This is a genomic window from Chitinophagales bacterium (genome assembly GCA_020635995.1).
Classification (GTDB): domain Bacteria; phylum Bacteroidota; class Bacteroidia; order Chitinophagales; family UBA8649; genus JAFMKE01.
Genome location: JACJYS010000004.1, coordinates 16,438 through 34,783, shown reverse-complemented (window position 1 = coordinate 34,783; position 18,346 = coordinate 16,438). Strand labels below are relative to the sequence as shown.

Annotated in this window: 17 protein-coding genes; 12 read left to right on the top strand and 5 right to left on the bottom strand. The window is 32.8% G+C overall.

The window, feature by feature from the left end:
* Positions 1-17 precede the first annotated feature (17 nt).
* Positions 18-1,298, top strand: coding sequence for an NAD(P)/FAD-dependent oxidoreductase (locus tag H6578_07375; GenBank protein ID MCB9226967.1), 1,281 nt, complete (start codon positions 18-20; stop codon positions 1,296-1,298).
* Between the two features lie 719 nt (positions 1,299-2,017).
* Here H6578_07375 and H6578_07370 read toward each other — a convergent pair.
* Complete coding sequence (locus tag H6578_07370; GenBank protein MCB9226966.1) at positions 2,018-3,508, bottom strand: hypothetical protein; 1,491 nt, start codon at positions 3,506-3,508, stop codon at positions 2,018-2,020.
* Positions 3,509-3,716: 208 nt separating this feature from the next.
* On the opposite strand from H6578_07370, the gene H6578_07365 reads away from it, so the two are divergent.
* Positions 3,717-4,931 (top strand): hypothetical protein, encoded by a 1,215-nt coding sequence (locus H6578_07365; protein MCB9226965.1) that lies wholly within the window; start codon positions 3,717-3,719, stop codon positions 4,929-4,931.
* Positions 4,932-5,118: 187 nt separating this feature from the next.
* The gene (locus tag H6578_07360) at positions 5,119-5,610 is read left to right on the top strand and encodes a hypothetical protein (GenBank protein MCB9226964.1); all 492 of its coding nucleotides are present in this window, start codon (positions 5,119-5,121) and stop codon (positions 5,608-5,610) included.
* 5 nt (positions 5,611-5,615) lie between these two features.
* Here H6578_07360 and H6578_07355 read toward each other — a convergent pair whose 3' ends face one another.
* Positions 5,616-7,241, bottom strand: a complete 1,626-nt coding sequence (locus H6578_07355; GenBank protein MCB9226963.1) for a T9SS type A sorting domain-containing protein — start codon at positions 7,239-7,241, stop codon at positions 5,616-5,618.
* Positions 7,242-7,428: 187 nt separating this feature from the next.
* Between H6578_07355 and H6578_07350 the strand changes: the two genes are divergently transcribed.
* The 6 genes from H6578_07350 (at position 7,429) to H6578_07325 (ending at position 13,394) form a co-directional block, all read left to right on the top strand.
* Positions 7,429-8,274, top strand: a complete 846-nt coding sequence (locus H6578_07350) for a transketolase (protein MCB9226962.1) — start codon at positions 7,429-7,431, stop codon at positions 8,272-8,274.
* Between the two features lie 21 nt (positions 8,275-8,295).
* Positions 8,296-9,252: a transketolase family protein gene (locus H6578_07345; protein ID MCB9226961.1), complete on the top strand. Its 957-nt coding sequence runs from the start codon at positions 8,296-8,298 to the stop codon at positions 9,250-9,252.
* 4 nt (positions 9,253-9,256) lie between these two features.
* A complete protein-coding gene (locus H6578_07340) occupies positions 9,257-9,463 on the top strand; it encodes an RNA-binding S4 domain-containing protein (GenBank protein MCB9226960.1) in 207 nt (68 codons plus the stop codon).
* A gap of 638 nt (positions 9,464-10,101) precedes the next feature.
* The gene (gene purT / locus H6578_07335) at positions 10,102-11,271 is read left to right on the top strand and encodes a formate-dependent phosphoribosylglycinamide formyltransferase (protein MCB9226959.1); all 1,170 of its coding nucleotides are present in this window, start codon (positions 10,102-10,104) and stop codon (positions 11,269-11,271) included.
* Between the two features lie 149 nt (positions 11,272-11,420).
* Entirely contained in the window at positions 11,421-12,959 is a 1,539-nt protein-coding gene (locus H6578_07330) for a GNAT family N-acetyltransferase (GenBank protein ID MCB9226958.1), read from the top strand.
* 3 nt (positions 12,960-12,962) lie between these two features.
* A complete protein-coding gene (locus H6578_07325; GenBank protein MCB9226957.1) occupies positions 12,963-13,394 on the top strand; it encodes a GNAT family N-acetyltransferase in 432 nt (143 codons plus the stop codon).
* A 604-nt stretch (positions 13,395-13,998) separates the two neighbouring features.
* Here H6578_07325 and H6578_07320 read toward each other — a convergent pair.
* Both H6578_07320 and pyrR read right to left on the bottom strand, forming a co-directional pair.
* Positions 13,999-14,925, bottom strand: a complete 927-nt coding sequence (locus H6578_07320) for an aspartate carbamoyltransferase catalytic subunit (GenBank protein MCB9226956.1) — start codon at positions 14,923-14,925, stop codon at positions 13,999-14,001.
* Positions 14,926-14,934: 9 nt separating this feature from the next.
* Positions 14,935-15,477, bottom strand: coding sequence for a bifunctional pyr operon transcriptional regulator/uracil phosphoribosyltransferase PyrR (gene pyrR / locus H6578_07315; GenBank protein ID MCB9226955.1), 543 nt, complete (start codon positions 15,475-15,477; stop codon positions 14,935-14,937).
* Between the two features lie 80 nt (positions 15,478-15,557).
* Here pyrR and H6578_07310 point away from each other — a divergent pair, with 80 nt between their 5' ends.
* Together H6578_07310 and H6578_07305 are read left to right on the top strand one after the other, a co-directional pair.
* Positions 15,558-16,022: a hypothetical protein gene (locus H6578_07310; protein MCB9226954.1), complete on the top strand. Its 465-nt coding sequence runs from the start codon at positions 15,558-15,560 to the stop codon at positions 16,020-16,022.
* Positions 16,023-16,069: 47 nt separating this feature from the next.
* A complete protein-coding gene (locus H6578_07305) occupies positions 16,070-16,525 on the top strand; it encodes an META domain-containing protein (protein MCB9226953.1) in 456 nt (151 codons plus the stop codon).
* Positions 16,526-16,529: 4 nt separating this feature from the next.
* Here the strand turns inward: H6578_07305 and H6578_07300 are convergent, their stop codons facing one another.
* Complete coding sequence (locus H6578_07300) at positions 16,530-17,894, bottom strand: pyridoxal-phosphate dependent enzyme (protein MCB9226952.1); 1,365 nt, start codon at positions 17,892-17,894, stop codon at positions 16,530-16,532.
* A gap of 149 nt (positions 17,895-18,043) precedes the next feature.
* Between H6578_07300 and H6578_07295 the strand changes: the two genes are divergently transcribed.
* Positions 18,044-18,346 carry a hypothetical protein gene (locus H6578_07295; GenBank protein MCB9226951.1) on the top strand — a complete coding sequence of 101 codons (303 nt, stop codon included), beginning with the start codon at positions 18,044-18,046 and terminating at the stop codon, positions 18,344-18,346.

Sequence of the window (18,346 nt, the reverse complement as noted above, 5' to 3'; positions counted from 1 at the left end):
GATTGTAATTTTGCAATATGAAAAATGTTGTAATAATAGGCGGTGGTTTTGCAGGAATTAACTTAGCTCTTAAATTGGCTGATAAACCCAAAACAAAAGTAACCTTAATAGACAAAAACAATTACAATTTTTTTGCACCGCTGTTGTATCAAGTTGCCACGGGTATGCTTGATGTTTCTAGTATTAGCGTCCCCATAAGAACACTATTTGAAAACAAGAAAAACTTACATTTCAGACTTGGAGAACTAAAAGAAATACTTCCACAAGAAAACAAAGTAATACTTAATAATGGCGAAATAAAATACGATTATTTAGTAATAGCCACAGGAACTACCAGTAACTTTTTTGGTATGAAAAATATAGAAGAAAACGCTTTACCTATGAAAACTATAGATGAAGCTATTCTTTTAAGAAATACCTTACTGAAAGTGGCTGAATTAGCTACTATAAACAAAAACAAAGCGGAGCAAGTAAAACTTAGAAATATTGTAATAGCCGGAGCCGGCCCTGCCGGCATAGAAGTGGCAGGCATGTTGGCAGAAATGAGAAATCGCTCTTTAAAAAGAATTTATCCCGAATTTAACGAAAAACAAATGCACATTTATCTCATAGAAGGCGGAAATCAAGTATTAAGTGCTATGAGCGATAAAGCCCGAAAATATTCAAGAGAAAGTTTAAAAAAACTTGGGGTAATTGTTAAACTTAATTCCTTTGTTACAGACTACAAAGATGACACCGTGTTTTTAAAAGACGGAAGTTCTATACCTACCAAAACCCTTATTTGGACATCGGGAGTTACGGCATATAAATTTAAAGGAATACCCGAAGAAAGTTATGACAGAGGAAACCGAATTATTGTAGATGAAATAAACAAAGTGCAAGGCACTAAAAACATATTTTCTATAGGCGATACTTGTATTCAAAAAACAGATGAAAAATATCCTAACGGGCATCCTCAACTGGGTAGTGTAGCCACACAGCAAGGACACGCTTTAGCCAAAAATATAACCGCTTTAATTAACGGCAAAGAAACCACAGCCTTTAAATATACCGACAAAGGAACTATGGCTATAATAGGCAAAAACAAAGCCGCAGCCGATATGATTTACCCTAAAAGAACTTACACAGGTTGGTTGGCTTGGGCAGTATGGCTTTTAGTCCATTTATTTTTACTAATAAACTACCGAAATAGAATGAAAACCATTTGGAACTGGACTACATCTTATTTTATAAGAACCCAATCGGAAGGCTTGCTAATAGGAAAAACTAAAATAATGCCAATTGTTAACACAAAATAGATTAGACTATTTTGTGTTTTACAATGGTAAATGCCGATAGAGCAATATGTTTAGTACAATAAGGTGCAACCGAAATTGGACTATTATATATTCCTAAACGGTATAATTTTTTCACAGTTCGGAACTTTTATAAAAGTTCCGAACTTTTCGTTTATACTCGTGCCACGACTTGGAGTCGTGGCACGAGTACGCCCGATAAAGGAACATCTTTGCGAGTGAGGCACGAACGAAGCAATCTATTCAAAAAAAATCTCTCCAAAAAATCGTCATTGCCACAGAAGCGGTAATCCCTTACAATAGTATTGTACTACTATATATTAAGATGCCTGCATTCGCACCGTGTCTGCCGACAGGTAGAGGCATGACGTGATATGTTTATTATTTTGCTAATCAACTTTGAGATGCCTTTTTGCAAAGGCATGACGTACTATATAGAAAAAACCTCCCCTGAATCGTCATTGCCGCGAAGGCGGTAATCCCTTACAATAGAATTGTGCGAACTGACATTGGGATAACTGCATCCGCAGGCATGGCGTGATATGTTTATTATTTTGCTAATCAACTTTGGGATGCCTTTCTGCAAAGGCATGACGTAAGGGAAATAGTATAGATAACATTCCCAAATTATCCAATTACCTCATTTTCAAATTAACTAATCCGCTAACAAATTCCCATTCGTGTTTGCGATAAAATTACGTTTTACACTATAAATCCTTAAGTTACTGGCTCAGCAATTCCAAATAAGTTTTCTTGGTTTTTATAGCTAAAAACCAAATATTAAAATCAAAAGAATAAGGCAAAGCGGTGTAATCTATTTCTTTTAATTGGCTTATGCATTGTGTAGCGTATTCTGTAGCAGAAATAGGTTTGGTACTCACGGCATTTTTAAAGAAAGACAAGATAATTTCTTCCTCTTTTGTTATTAAAACATTTATAGTACTCAGCCTACTTTCTAAAGATCGTACACTATTTGAAAGCACATCAAAATCTTTATCTTCAAAAAGTAAAGCTAACTGTATTAACTCCGCCATTAGTTGCATATCTTTTCTTAAGTTTTTTATTTCAAACTGAAAATTTATAAACTTTACAGCGTTCCTAAAATCTCTTAAACAATAGTATGTTAATATAAAACAATCGTTGATGGCTAATTGAAACATATCGTTCATATTCTTTTTATGAAGCAAATATTTTTCTTCTAAATCGGCTATTTTTTCAAATTTATGTTCAAAGGCATATTCTAAAATTTGTAGTCTTAAAACCTGCGTTTCTTTATATATTTCTATATCCGTTTTAACGGTAGTCCATTTTTCTATTACGTTAAAATACTTTTTAAAATACGTATTGCTTCCTAATTCCAACTGGTGGCTTATTAAATCGGCATAAGTGGCTATAATTACTCTTTCATTTTTACTAAAACTCTCTGCATTACTTTGCTCTAAAATATTTACCATTTTTTCTAAAGCATCTAAAACTTCTTTTTTATCATTTTTTAAAAAAGCTACTATTTTTTGTAAGGAATAAAAATTAAATTTTTGCTTTTGACTTATAAAATCTTTAGAAAACACTTTCATTTTTTCCTCAACTTTTTCCAATGCCAATACAAATTCACTGTGCTTGCTTGTGCCTTGCATTCTGTGCAAATCAAATACTTCTTCGTACAGTAATTTTAAATCATTTTGCTGTTTTATATAGTTTAAATAATTGGTGTTTTTATCTAATGATAATTTTATATTCTTTTTATCACCAAGCATTAAAGCACATCTATAAATCAAATTAGTAAACACAAGTCCTAAGGAATATTCCTCTTCTTTTTCAACTACATCTACAGCTTTTAGCAAAATTCTTAAAGCTACTTTAGGCTGGTTTCTTTTTATTAAAACTTTAGCTGTTTGAATATTTTGCAATAATTGAAACTGAAAATCCTCTGTTTTATCGTATTCGCTAAGTGTTTCTATTAGTCTATAAAACAGATTGTTTTTTACGGTAATAAACTTTTTAGAAGGATACTTTTTTTCAAATTTTATTTTTAATAGTTTTTCTAAATCATCATAATCCTCAGTTTTCTTTATTTCTGTATTAATTAAATTAAAAAGTCCCATTTCGGCATTATCTTCTTTATCGTATTTGTAGCCAAATTTCTTAAAATAAGCCTTTTCTGTTTTATTTAAAGTATTTACAAAATAGTATAATTCAGTATTTTTCTTAGACATTTTTTAGGTTTTAGGGCAATTTGTATAAAAATTACTATACAAAAATACGCTTTTAAAATTACACAAATTATTTTAATAATTCATTGTTTTTCAAATAATTATACAAATAAGACTACTCGTTAAAACCTATTTTTTAATATTTTCTTGTTTAGCTACGCTTTTTTATGCCCCTACTTTTGTGCTATCAACAAATAAAATTGAAAAAACTATGAGAACAACATTAAAAAATTTTACAAAAGTATTAAGCGTAAGTGCTTTACTATTATTTGCCGGCTCTTGCCAAGATGACGAGCCAACTGACGAAACTTTAGATGCAATTACACTTTCGTGTGATTCATTTGAAAGTAGTAATCCAGACCACATTACTAACTTAGCAGACAGAGTGCAAGGCGGTGTAGATTACATAATTGACTGCGATATTGACGTAGAAATTGACCTAACCATAGATGCCGGAGTTACTATCCAGTTTGCCGATAATGTAGGTATGTGGATTCAAGAAACAGGCTCTATTGTAGCCAATGGAACATCAAGCAAAGCGGTAACTTTTACAGGAAAAACTAAAGCTAAAGGTGCGTGGAGAGGACTTTTAGTTGAAAGTGATAACATAAACAATAGATTTGATTATGTAACTGTAGAATACGCTGGCGGTGGACAATACAATAGCAATGGCGATAAAGGTAGCATAACTTTAACAAGCCAAACTCACTTAGTTTTAAATAATGTAACTGTAGCCAACGGACTTACCTACGGTATTAATTTAGCATACAGAAATCATACTGTAGAGCTTAATAACTGCAATGTTTCATCTTGCAATATTCCTCTTTTTATAGATGCAACTTCTGTAAGTAAAATAACGGGAGGAAGTTTTACAGGAAATACTACTAATAGCATTTTTGTAAATGCAGAAAGTAGCAGAAGTTTAAATACAAACCATACTTGGAAAGACTTAGGTGTGCCTTACAGATTAACCAATGATTTAAAAATAAATGACGGAGGAGTGTTAACTTTAAATGCAGGCGTAACTATAGAAGTAGCACCATCTATGGGCATAGATGTAGAAGGCATATTTGACGATGGAAGTGCTTTAATAGCTGTGGGGACATCTTCTAACCCTATTACTTTTACGGGCGTAACAAAAACAGCTGGTTCTTGGAGGTCTATTTATTATTCATATTCTTCAAACCCTGTAAATAAAATAGATAACGCTGTTATAGAATATGCCGGAGGCAATGGAACAAATGCCAAAGGAGCTGTAGAAATGTGGAGTGCCGACCCAAGCGTAAATATTAGCAATACATCTTTTAGCAATATATATGGCTGTGCCATTTTTGACTATAATACGGCTTCAAATCCTAATCCTAATTTTTCTGAAAGCAATAACTCTACAAGCAGTGTAAGTGGAGGTTATATTTGTAATAATTAATTAAGTAGGATTATCCATAAAATAATTAGTAATTGTTGTTATGGTTAGTGAATCCTAAAAAAATAATCTAACCAATTGTAAAGTTGATAGGGCTACTATAAAAAGTAGCCTTATCTATTTTTACAAATTCAGGTTGCATAACATTAAAAATGCTTTCGTATTTTTGCAGTATATAAATATTTTAAGAATGGCAAACCAATTCAAATTAGAAGAAAAATTTTATCAAGCAGATTTAGATATTAAAGATGGATTATTTGACGATGCAGTAACAAAACTTGAAGAAATAATAGAAGAAGACCCAAAATTTGGAAAAGCGTACAATCATTTAGGCTGGCTTTATGAAACTAAATTTAAAAACTTAAAACTTGCCGATAGATACTACCAATTAGCTATAAAATACGCTCCTGATTATAGTGCAGGATATACCAATTATGCGGTTTTGCTTTCTACATTGGGGAAATTTGAAGAATTAAAAGCACATTTAGATGTAGCTATAGAAGTACCCGGCATTAATAAATCTACTATTTATAATGAATACGGCATTATGTACGAACAATTAGGCGACTACAGCAAAGCTATAGAAAACTATAAATTAAGTGCTAAATCTACCTTAAGTGATGATACTTTAAACCGAGCTATGGCATCTATAAAAAGATGTGAAACCAAAATGAGTTTGTAGAATAATCATTTCTTAATAAGTTTTTTAGAGTACACAATACCCTCATTTTCGTTTTTTATAATTCCGATGTAATAAACTCCTTTTTCTATTTTACTTAAGTCTATTTTTTGATTTCCCATATAATTATTCTTAAATAAAACTCTTCCTAAAACATCATATATTATAAGTTTGTATTCATCTGTTAAATCTGTATTAATATCAATGAAATTAAGAAACGGATTAGGCTTAATATCAAAAGATACATTATTATTCTGTTCATAAATTCCTGTTGTCTTTATCATATATGGAAATGAAAATATTTTACACAATCCATCTACATTTTTCAAACTTATTTGTGCCTTATACTCTCCATCTACATTGGGATAATAAATAGAATCTGTAGCTCCATATATTGCCGTATCATTCAGATACCATTGAAATTCATAAAAAATGTTTGGAAAAATTGTCTCAAAAGGTCCCTCAAGGGGATCTAATTCATAAGCTGTTCTATAATATAAATATGGTTGTAAAAAATCACTATTATACCTTAACATAATACTATCATATACAGAATATACATCACTGGAAAAACTGTTATAATTTATTATTAATAAACTATCACAACCCTCACTATTAACTAAAGTATCAATAGTAGGATTAGTACTTGGCCATTCTTGCCCATATAAACAAAGGTAGGGCAATGTATAAAGCCCGAGACTTTCACAACTATTCTGAGGACAGTTATCATTAAAATCAGTCCAAATATCCTTATTCCAATTAGTGTTTAATGGATAATCAATTCCAATACAAAATAAGCTAATATTACCATTTGAACTAAAATAATTTACGTTCTGATTATTATTTCCTATTTTAACAGAAAAATTCTTTAATAAAGAATTTCCTCTCACTCTTACAGAACTTAGATTGGTACAATTATCTAAGTTTAAACTTTCTATAAGTGAATTAACAATAAAAATTGAACTTAAATTTTGATGATTAGATAAGTCAATATATTCTATAGCAGTATTATGACACTCAAAATTATATAAATTAGTATTATTTGAAAAATCAAGCTGTTTTATCTGTGAATTAAATAAACTAAGCCTATACAGATTAATATTGTTAGAAATATCTAAGTTTTCAATAAGATCTCCTCCAATACTAAGATAAATCAAGTTTATATTATTCCCTATAAATAATGTATCAAGATTATTGCCCTCACAAGACAAATTTCTCAACATAAGATTATTGTCTAATTCCAACCCATTTAGATTGTTAAAAGTACAATGCAATGTCGTTAAGAATTCGTTATTGTTCGTATTTAACTCATAAAGATTATTTCTATAACAACTCAGATATTTTAAATTTTGATTAGAATCAATATCTAAAGAATCAATTTCATTAGAACGACAATCCAAATATTCTAAATTCTTAAATTCCTCTATCCCCACTAAAGAATAAATTCCCATATCATTCAATATTAATGTATCTACACTAAGTGCCTCACTTATTTGAATTGAAGTATCATTATTAGTATTTATAGCTGTATTATTTATTAAGTAATACTTAAAAGAACTGTCTGGAATACTTACAACTTGAGATATAGCAAATGCATTTAACAAAACTAAAATTAAAGATAAAAGTTGTTTCATAATATAATTTTGTTTAAAATTACAAAACAGATAATAGAGATTCTAATAAATAGTAAATTATTTCATTCCCTAATTAGCTAATTACCCCATTAAAATCACCTTATCCACTTAATGTTTATACTTTACTTTTTGTTTTTTATTTAATAAAAAGCCTATTCTTTACATTTGTTGGCATAACAAATTTTATATGCCCAATATACAACAACTAAAAGATACCGCCACGCAAGTAAGGAGAGATATTTTGCGTATGGTTCATGCTGTAAATAGCGGACATCCGGGAGGAAGCCTTGGTTGCACCGAGTTTTTTGTAGCTCTCTATTACAAAATAATGAAACACAATACCCATTTCAATATGAACGGGAAAAACGAAGATATTTTCTTTTTATCTAACGGACATATCTCTCCCGTTTTTTATAGTGTACTGGCTCGCAGTGGCTATTTCCCTATAAATGAACTAAACACTTTTAGAAAATTAAATTCTCGCCTACAAGGTCATCCTACCACACACGAAGGATTGCCCGGCATACGCATGGCTTCCGGAAGCTTAGGACAAGGAATGAGTGTAGCTATAGGTGCTGCTTTAGCTAAAAAATTAAATAAGGATACTAATCTTATCTATTCTCTTCATGGCGATGGAGAACTACAAGAAGGTCAAATATGGGAAGCTGCTATGTTTGCTTCAGCTAATAAAGTAGATAACTACATTGCTACCATAGATTTAAACCGCCAGCAAATAGACGGTTCCACTAAAGAAGTGTTAGACTTAGGCAGTGTACGTGCAAAATTTGAAGCTTTTGGCTGGGAAGTAATGGAAATACAAAAAGGCAATGATATGCAAGCCGTTATAGATGGTTTAGAAAAAGCCAAAACGCTAACAGGAAAAGGAAAGCCCGTATGCGTAATAATGCACACAGAAATGGGCTATGGAGTAGATTTTATGCAAGGCACACACCATTGGCACGGTAAAGCTCCTAATGATGAGCAATTAGAAAATGCTTTAAGTCAACTACCCGAAACTTTAGGCGATTATTAAAAATAAGACACTTCAAAAATCATGGCAAATCAATTAGAAAAATATACGGCAAACGATAAAAAAGATACCCGTTCGGGCTTTGGAGCAGCAATGGACTTTTTGGGAGAAAACAATCCCGAAGTTGTAGCACTTTGTGCCGATTTAACAGGTTCATTAAAATTAGAAAATTTTGCAGAAAAACATCCCGATAGATTTATACAAGCAGGTATAGCAGAAGCCAATATGATAGGCATGGCAGCAGGTTTAACTATTGGTGGTAAAATTCCATTTGCTACCACATTTGCTAATTTTGCTACAGGGCGTGTTTATGACCAAATACGCCAAAGCGTAGCATATTCAGGCAAAAATGTAAAAATAGCCGCCTCGCACGCTGGTGTTACTTTAGGCGAAGATGGAGCTACACATCAAATATTAGAAGATATTGGCTTAATGCAAATGCTACCCGGTATGACCGTAATTAATCCCTGCGATTATAACCAAACCTACTTAGCCACTTTGGCTACGGCAAAACATCAAGGACCTGTTTATTTGCGTTTTGGGCGACCAAAAGTGGCAAATTTTACTGCTATGGATGCCAATTTTGAAATAGGCAAAGGTATAGTTCTTAATGAAGGTACGGATGTAAGTATAATTGCCACAGGGCATTTGGTATGGGAAAGCATAGAAGCTGCTCGCCAACTTGAAAAAGAAGGTATCAGTTGCGAAATAATAAACATACACACTATTAAACCTTTAGATAATGAATTAATACTAAAAACAGCTAAGAAAACAGGAAAAGTGGTAGTAGCAGAAGAGCATCAAAGATTGGGAGGCTTAGGAAGTGCCGTAGCAGAGCTATTGGCAGAAAAACAACCAACATCTATGCGTTTTGTAGCCGTAAATGATAAGTTTGGAGAAAGTGGCACGCCTACTCAACTAATGGAAAAATATGGTATAGACAGCCATGCAGTTATAAAAGCTGTAAAAGAATTAGTATAACTAAATGGAAACCTTTAAACTAAAAGGAGAATATATACAACTCAACCAACTACTAAAAGTATTAGGCTGGGCAATGAGCGGTAGCGAAGCCAATGCTATAATAGATGATGGCTTAGTACAAGTAAACGGCAATACCGAACTACGCAGACGCAATAAAATTTACAGTGGTTTTAAAGTAAGTTTTAATGGAGAAACGGTAACGGTGGAGTAAAGTCTTTTGTACAGTATATACTCGTGCCACGACTTGGAGTCGTGGCACGAGAACATCCCTCAAATCGTCATTCTCACGCAGGCGGTAATCCCTTGCAATAGAACTGTGCTAACTGAATATTGAGATACCTGCCTCCGCAGGCATGACGTACTACATAGATTTAGCATATCTCACGTCAAATCGTCATTCTCACGCAGGTGGGAATCCCTTGCAATAGAACTGTGCTAACTGAATATTGAGATACCTGCCTCCGCAGGCATGACGTACTACATAGATTTAGCATATCTCACATCAAATCGTCATTACCGCAAAAGCGGTAATCCCGTAAAATAGAACTGTACTAACTGGATATTGAGATGCCTACCTCCTCACCGTGTCTGCCGACAGGTAGAGGCATGACGTACGGTACCGATTTAGCATATCTCCCTCAAATCGTCATTACCGCAAAGGCGGTAATCCCGTAAAATAGAACTGTGCTAAGTGATATTGAGATACCTGCCTCCGCACCGTGTCTGCCAACAGGTAGAGGCATGACGTACGCAATAGATTGTATTTCCAAATTTTCAAATTATCTCATTCCCAAATTATCCCATTTCCAAATAAATATTTCCCTCAACAAACCCTATCTTTACTCCCCTATGAAATCAAACAAAATTTTACTTCTCGGCTCAGGAGAATTAGGAAAAGAATTAGTAATTGCTCTTAAAAGATTAGGCGAATATATAGTAGCATGCGATAGCTATGCAGGAGCTCCCGCTATGCAAGTTGCCGATGAATTTGAAGTATTCAATATGTTAGACGGTCAAGCTTTAGATAAAGTAGTAGCCAAACACAATCCTAAGTTAATTGTGCCAGAAATAGAATCAATACGCACTGACAGGTTTTATGATTACGAAAAGCAAGATTACACTGTAGTACCCAGTGCTAAAGCTGCTAATTTTACAATGAACAGAAAGCTAATAAGAGATTTAGCTGCAAAAGATTTAGGATTAAGAACAGCTAAATACCATTATGCCACTACCCTTTCAGCGTATAAAAAGGCTGTAGAAGATATTGGTTTGCCCTGTGTAGTTAAACCTTTAATGTCAAGCTCTGGAAAAGGGCAAAGTATAGTTAAAACAGAAAACGAAATAGAAGATAGTTTTCATTATGCTATGGAAGGAAGCCGAGGCGATTTAAAAGAAATTATTATAGAAGAGTTCGTTTCTTTTCACACTGAAATTACTTTGTTAACTGTTACTCAAAACAACGGTCTTACATTATTTTGCCCACCGATACAACACCGACAAGAGCGAGGCGACTACATGGAAAGCTGGCAGCCTTGCTACGTTTCTGAAAAAGATTTAAAAGAAGCTCAACAAATGGCAGAAAAAGTAACTACCGCTTTAACAGGAGCAGGTATATGGGGCGTTGAATTTTTTATAGCTAATGAGGGTGTCTATTTCTCTGAACTTTCGCCACGCCCACATGATACAGGAATGGTAACACTTGCCGGCACACAAAATTTAAGCGAATTTGAATTACATGCTCGTACTATTTTAAGCTTGCCTATTCCAGAAATCACTTTAGAAAAAGCCGGAGTAAGTGCTGTAATATTAGCCGAAAACGAAAGTGCTGAATTACCTAAATATGAAGGTATAGCTGAAGCATTAAAGGAGTCTAAAACAGATATTAGAATTTTTGGAAAACCCTCAACCCGAAAATACAGAAGAATGGGCGTTAGCTTGGTTTATGATAATATAGATACAGATATGAATCTATTAAGAACTAAAGCAAAACAACAAGCAGATAAAGTAAAGGTAGTTTAATGATTAATTGTTGGTGGTTAATGTTTAATTCTTTTATCTGTTATCCAGGCTGGTATAAAATTCCCACTATGTTTTGTGTATAAATGGTTATTCTTTTTTAATCTCACCAAAATTAGCATCGTATATTTACATTAAAATAAAGCAGTAAAATGGAATTGAGCGAAATTGAAAAAATTGAATTAGAGTATTTAAAATTTAAAGACTACATAGAAATTAAAGACGTTATGATTTCGGCATACACTTCTATGCCAAACGATTATTGGGAAGAACATCATATAAAATCTTTACTGAAAAAATTTCCCGAAGGGCAAGTTGTCATTAAAGTAAACGGACAAATAGCGGGCTGTGCTTTATCTATAGTAGTAGATTATAATAAGTTTGACAATAACCACACTTACCGAGAAATTACGGCAAATTACACCTTTGACTCTCACGATTCAAATGGAGATATGCTGTATGGAATAGATGTATTTATTAAACCTCAATACAGAGGCTTAAGATTAGGGCGAAGACTATATGATTATAGAAAAGAGCTATGCGAAAAAATGAATTTAAGGGGCATAACTTTTGGTGGAAGAATACCCAATTATCATAAATATGCCAATAAATTAAGCCCTAAAGAATATATAGATAAAGTAAAAAGTAAGGAAATTGAAGATCCTGTTTTAAATTTTCAATTATCTAACGATTTTCATTTAGTTAGAGTTTTAAAAGGATATTTAGAGGACGATAAAGATTCAAGAGAGTTTGCCGTACTATTAGAATGGGATAATATTTATTATGAAAAACCCATAAAAAAAGCCGCTTCTAATAAAAAAGTAGTGCGTTTAGGCTTAATACAATGGCAAATGAGACCTTACGAAAGCGTGGAGGCACTTATGCAACAAGCTGAATATTTTATAGATGCCGTATCAAGCTATCGTTCTGATTTTGCTTTGTTCCCAGAGTTTTTTAATGCTCCCTTAATGGCTAAAAACAACCATTTATCGGAAGCAGAAGCTATAAGAGAATTAGCAAAACATACCGAAGAAATTGTACAACAATTCTCTAATTTTTCTATTTCGTACAATATCAATATTATTTCTGGAAGTATGCCCGAAATTAGAGATGGAAAACTGTATAATGTAGGCTACTTGTGCAAAAGAGATGGCACAGTAGAACATTACGAAAAGCTACACATTACACCAGACGAAGCAAAAGTGTGGGGTATGATAGGAGGAACACAACTTAAGGCTTTTAATACAGACTGTGGCAAAATAGGAGTACTAATTTGCTATGATTCTGAATTTCCGGAATTAAGCAGATTGCTTGCCGAAGAAGGTATGGATATTTTGTTTATCCCTTTTTTAACAGACACTCAAAATGGCTATTCAAGAGTGCGACACTGTGCCCAAGCACGAGCCATAGAAAACGAATGTTATGTTGCCATAGCCGGTAGTGTGGGCAATCTACCTAATGTACACAATATGGATATTCAGTTTGCTCAATCTATGGTTTTTACGCCCTGCGATTTTGCGTTTCCTACCAATGGCATAAAAGCAGAAGCTACACCAAACTCTGAAATGATATTAATAGCCGATGTAGATATAGATTTATTAAATGAGCTTCACGAATTTGGTAGTGTTAGAAATTTAAAAGATAGACGCACAGATATTTTTGACTTAAAAAAGCGTAAGATTAAGCGATAGGAAATGAACGAGATAACTTATCATGAAGAAAAAAATATTGACAAAACTCTATTACTGAATTTATATAATAATGCAGGCTGGGGAGCTTACACCTCAAATATTGATGAATTAGAAAAAGCTATTAATAATTCTCTCTACGTTTTAACAGCTAAAAGCAATGGCAAACTTGTAGGTTTAGTTAGAACCGTTGGAGATGGAACAACAATTTTATATATCCAAGATATTTTAGTTCATACTGATTATAAAAGAAAGGGAATTGGGACAGAGCTAATAAAAAGAACACTACAAAAATATGCTAGTGTAAGGCAAAAAGTTTTACTAACTGAAGATACCGAAGAAACAAGAGGTTTTTATGAATCTTTAGGTTTTGAATCTTGTGATAAAGGATATTTGGTTTCTTTTGTGAAATTAGAAAATAAATATGACAATTCGTAAAGATACCTATGAAGTATAAATTATTTATGACTATCCGTTTTTATACCAATACTTTATGCTTTTAATATAGCAGAGTGGAACGTTTAATTAATTTTAGTTACAGTTTGTGGTCTTTTACCTTTGTCTTGACACAAAGGTAACCAAAGGTCAAGACTGTAATCAAAAACACTAAAATGCTATTAAACAGACGAGGACAAATTAATGTATGCTCAATTTCATTTTTCCTAAAGTATTTTCACTTTTAGGAGCATACTAATTTGTCTGTTTACTGTTTTATAATTTCATTCATTTTGGATGTCTGTTTTACACCATTTCTTAACGTATTTTTGATTAAGGTCAGATAAAAAGTGCACCTTAAGTTTGCAAGCGGGACACCCATTAACCGAAAACTCCGTAAAAAATTAAACTGTTTGAAGAACGGAGTGATGAGTTTTTGATTTTTAGGAGTTAAGGTTATAATGGGTCGCTGAAAACTTAGTGCGATTCTTTTGTAACTTTTCTACTAAAGAAAAGTTAATGTAAAATACTTCATAGATATCTTTACGGATAGTCATAGTCATAAAAATAAATATTTATACCGTAAACTTTATTAGAATAACCTACATTACTCCTTTTTCCCTGCCAGCAAATATAGCACAGCCATACGTATAGCTACGCCATTTTCTACTTGTTGCAATATTATAGAATGTTCAGAATCGGCAACATCACTATCTATTTCTACACCCCTATTCATAGGTCCCGGATGCATTATTACTATTTCTTTGTTTAAGCCGTCTAACAGTTTTTTGCTTATTCCAAAGCCTAAATTGTACTCCCTAAGTGTAGGTATATATTTTATATCTTGGCGTTCCAGCTGAATACGCAATACATTAGCTACATCGCACCACTGCAAACTTTCTTTTATATTATAAGAAACTTCTACACCAAGATTGCTAATATATTTGGGTATTAATGTAGGCGGACCACATACTCTAACTTTTGCCCCTAATTTTTGTAAGCAAAATATATTAGATAATGCTACACGGCTATGTTTAATATCTCCACATATTACTATATTTTTGCCCTTTAAATTGCCCAATTTTTCTTGCATACTATAAGCATCTAAAAGTGCTTGTGTAGGATGTTCATGCGTGCCATCGCCCGCATTTACTATTTGTGCATTTATGTGTTTAGACAATAAAATATGAGCTCCCGGGTTGGGATGACGCATTACTATCATATCCACTTTCATTGCCAGTATGTTATTAACTGTATCTATTAGGGTTTCTCCTTTTTTTGTAGATGAAGATGAAGCCGAAAAATTAATAACATCTGCCGATAGTCTTTTTTCTGCCAGCTCAAAAGAAATACGGGTACGTGTTGAGTTTTCAAAAAACAAATTGGCAATAGTTATATCTCTAAGCGAAGGAACTTTTTTTATAGGTCTTTGCAATACATCTTTAAATTGTTTGGCGGTTTCAAAAATTAAATGAATATCCTCTGTTGTGATATTTTGAATGCCTAAAAGATGTTTTTGACTTAGTAAGCTCATTTATTTGCTTTATTTTTTATCTACTATCCAAACTTTATCATCTACTCCCTGTTCACTCCACTCCACTTTCACTTTTTCGTCTGTTATTGAATCTATGGTTTTACCTATATATTTTGCTTGAATAGGTACATGCCTGTGCAATCTTCTATCTATAAGTACTAAAAGCTCAACATCGGCAGGTCGCCCAAAATCAATAAGTGCTTCTAAAGCCGAGCGTATAGTTCTGCCCGTATATAACACGTCATCTACCAATATAATATTTTTATCTTCTAAAGAAAACGGTATATCCATTTCGCTGGCACGAAGTGGTTCACTGTTTTTTCTAAAATCATCTCTATAAAAAGTTACGTCTAACTTGCCGTACTGTAGCTTATTTTTTGGCGAAATTTCCTTTATTCTGTTAAAAATACGCGAAGCCAGCAAAGTACCTCTTGGCTGAACGCCCAATAAAACGGTATTTTCAAAATCTCTATGATTTTCAATAAGCTGATAACACAATCTGTCTATTACCAGTTTAAATTTTGTTGCATCTAAAATGATACGTGCGTTCATTAAAAGCAAAGATAAAATATTTTAGATAAGAATAGATATTCTCCATTTAATTTTAATGTTCACTGTTGTATCTTTGTAGTATGAAAACATACTATTACCTCATAATTAGCTTAGTGGCTCTATGGGCTTGTGCCCCTAATGTTGAATATCAAAAAACTGATAATTTCACTATAGATAACAATGCTTTAAAAAATGGAGATAAAATAACGTTATTATATTCAAGTGCTACACCTCAAAATGAAGAAAAGCTAACTTATTTTATTCATTTAATGGCAGAAAAACAAGAAACGGGCGATACCGTTAATATTCTTACTGTATTTAACCGAGGTGCCGGCAAAGGAAGTTCTAAAAACGAATTTATTTTTTACACCTTAAACTCTGATGAAGGCAAAGCATATTTTGATAAACTTAAAGCTTCTTATGAAATAAAGAAAAACATAGAAGATATAGACGATATAGACCGAGTTACTTATGATAAACGATTTGATTTTTTAACTAAAAACAACCACCCTACTATTGTAGGTTTTATAGATAAAGAAGAATAACTTTTTTGTGGAATTTGCATTGCTAAAACATCTAAACAGAAAATAAAATGATGAAATACTTACTAATAGGATTAATTATACTAAGTGCTAATAACTGTAGCCAAGATGATAATAAACAAAATACTAAAAAGATAAATTTTGTGGAGAATACTCAAGCAGAAAATAAGGAAAACAAGCTAAACAATTTATGGGTTTTAGAAAAAATGGCTAATAAAAACGCTACTGATTTTTTTAAAAATGAAGTGCCTAATTTAGAAATTAATATTAGCGAAAATAAAATAATGGGTTTTAGTGGTTGCAATTATTATTTTGCCGATTTTATTACGCTAAAAGAGGATAGTTTTGTATTAAAACCTATAGCCGCTACTAAAAAATACTGTATAGATGTTCCGGAGCAAGCGTATTTCAAATTACTACAAGAAGCAGATAGTTATCAGCTAAAAGATACATCTTTAATTTTATTAAAAGATAAGCAAGAATTACTAAGGTTTAAGCAGAATTAAGAACCTACCTTGCCATAGCATCAATTAAATCATACTCTGTAATAATATGAATTAGCCCTGCGGTGTCTTTTACTAAAACAGCCGTATTATTTTTGTTGATTAATTTAGAAATATCTTTGGCTTTATCGTTTAAACCCACATAAGGAAAAGATTGCAACATAACACCACTTACTGGCGTTTCTTTGGCATGTGAACCTTCTAACAAAGCAGATAAAATATTTCTTTCCGATACGCTACCCACTATTTCGCCATTTTTAGTAACCGGAAACTGCGAAATATCATTTTCTTTCATCAGTTCAAATACTTTGTCTATGGTTTCATTGACATCTACAGTTATAGAACCTTTTGTTTTCTTAAATTCAATAATAGATTTTGCCGTAGGAGCACTATCCAGCCAGCCACGCTCTCGCATCCATTCATCATTAAACAGCTTGCCCACATAGCGGCTTCCATGGTCGTGCAATAAAACAACCACCATATCGCCCTTTTTAAATTTATCTTTCATTTGCAGTACGCCTGCTATGGCACTCCCTGCCGAATATCCGGCAAAAATACCTTCTTCTTTAGCTAAGCGTCTTGCCATTACGGCTCCGTCTTTATCGGTTACTTTTTCAAAGTAGTCAATTACCGAAAAATCTACATTTTTGGGCAAGATGTCCTCTCCTATTCCTTCCGTTACATAAGGATAAATCTCTTTCTCATCAAACTTACCCGTTTCATGAAATTTCTTTAAGACCGAACCATAAGTATCTATACCGTAAATTTTCACATCGGCATTTTGCTCTTTTAAATATTTCCCCGTTCCGGAAATAGTGCCACCTGTACCCACACCTACTACAAAATGCGTAATTTTTCCGTCTGTTTGTTTCCAAATTTCAGGTCCTGTTTGCTCATAATGAGCAATGGTATTATACGGATTATCGTATTGGTTTACATAAAAAGAATTAGGCGTTTCTGATGCAATGCGTGCCGAAACCGAATAATAAGAACGCGGGTCTTTAGAATCTACATCCGTAGGGCACACTATAACATCTGCTCCCACGGCTTTAAGTATATCTACTTTTTCTTTGCTTTGCTTATCGGTAGTAACAAAAATACATTTATAGCCTTTTACTATGGCAGCCAAGGCAAGTCCCATACCTGTATTGCCGCTGGTACCTTCTACAATAGTGCCACCGGGCTTTAGCTTGCCCTCGGCTTCGGCTCCTTCTACCATTCTAAGAGCCATGCGGTCTTTTACAGAATTTCCCGGATTTACAGATTCTATTTTTACATACACATCTGCCGGAAAATCTTTGGTAATATTATTGAGTTTAACAAGGGGTGTATCGCCTATGGTTTGCAATATATTATTGTACACTTTATGCATTTGGTTTGATTTTTTTGCAAAGATAATCAATAAAAATCTGTAACAAATTGATTTAATTTTACGAATAAACTTAAATAGTTTGTTTAATTAAAAAATGTTAATAACTTTAAGTGTTGTTTAGTTTTTTAAACACATTAAAATAATAATTTATGAAAATTTGCAAAATAATATTATTCGCTTTATTCATTGGATTAATGAGTAGTTTAAATGCACAAAACAAAGTAGAAAAATCTGAAGTAAATGATGAAAACTACCAAAGTATTTATGAGGCAAAACAAAAATTAAAACTTGAAAAGATGCCAAAGAAAGAAGAAATGGCGGTTGGGAAATCAAATAACAAAGAAAAAGTAAGTTATACCAATGAAGATATTTTAAACAAAATAGCTTATTTGCGTGAACAACAATGTTGCGAAGAAGAAATAAAAGAGTTAGAAAGCAAACTTGAAAAATAA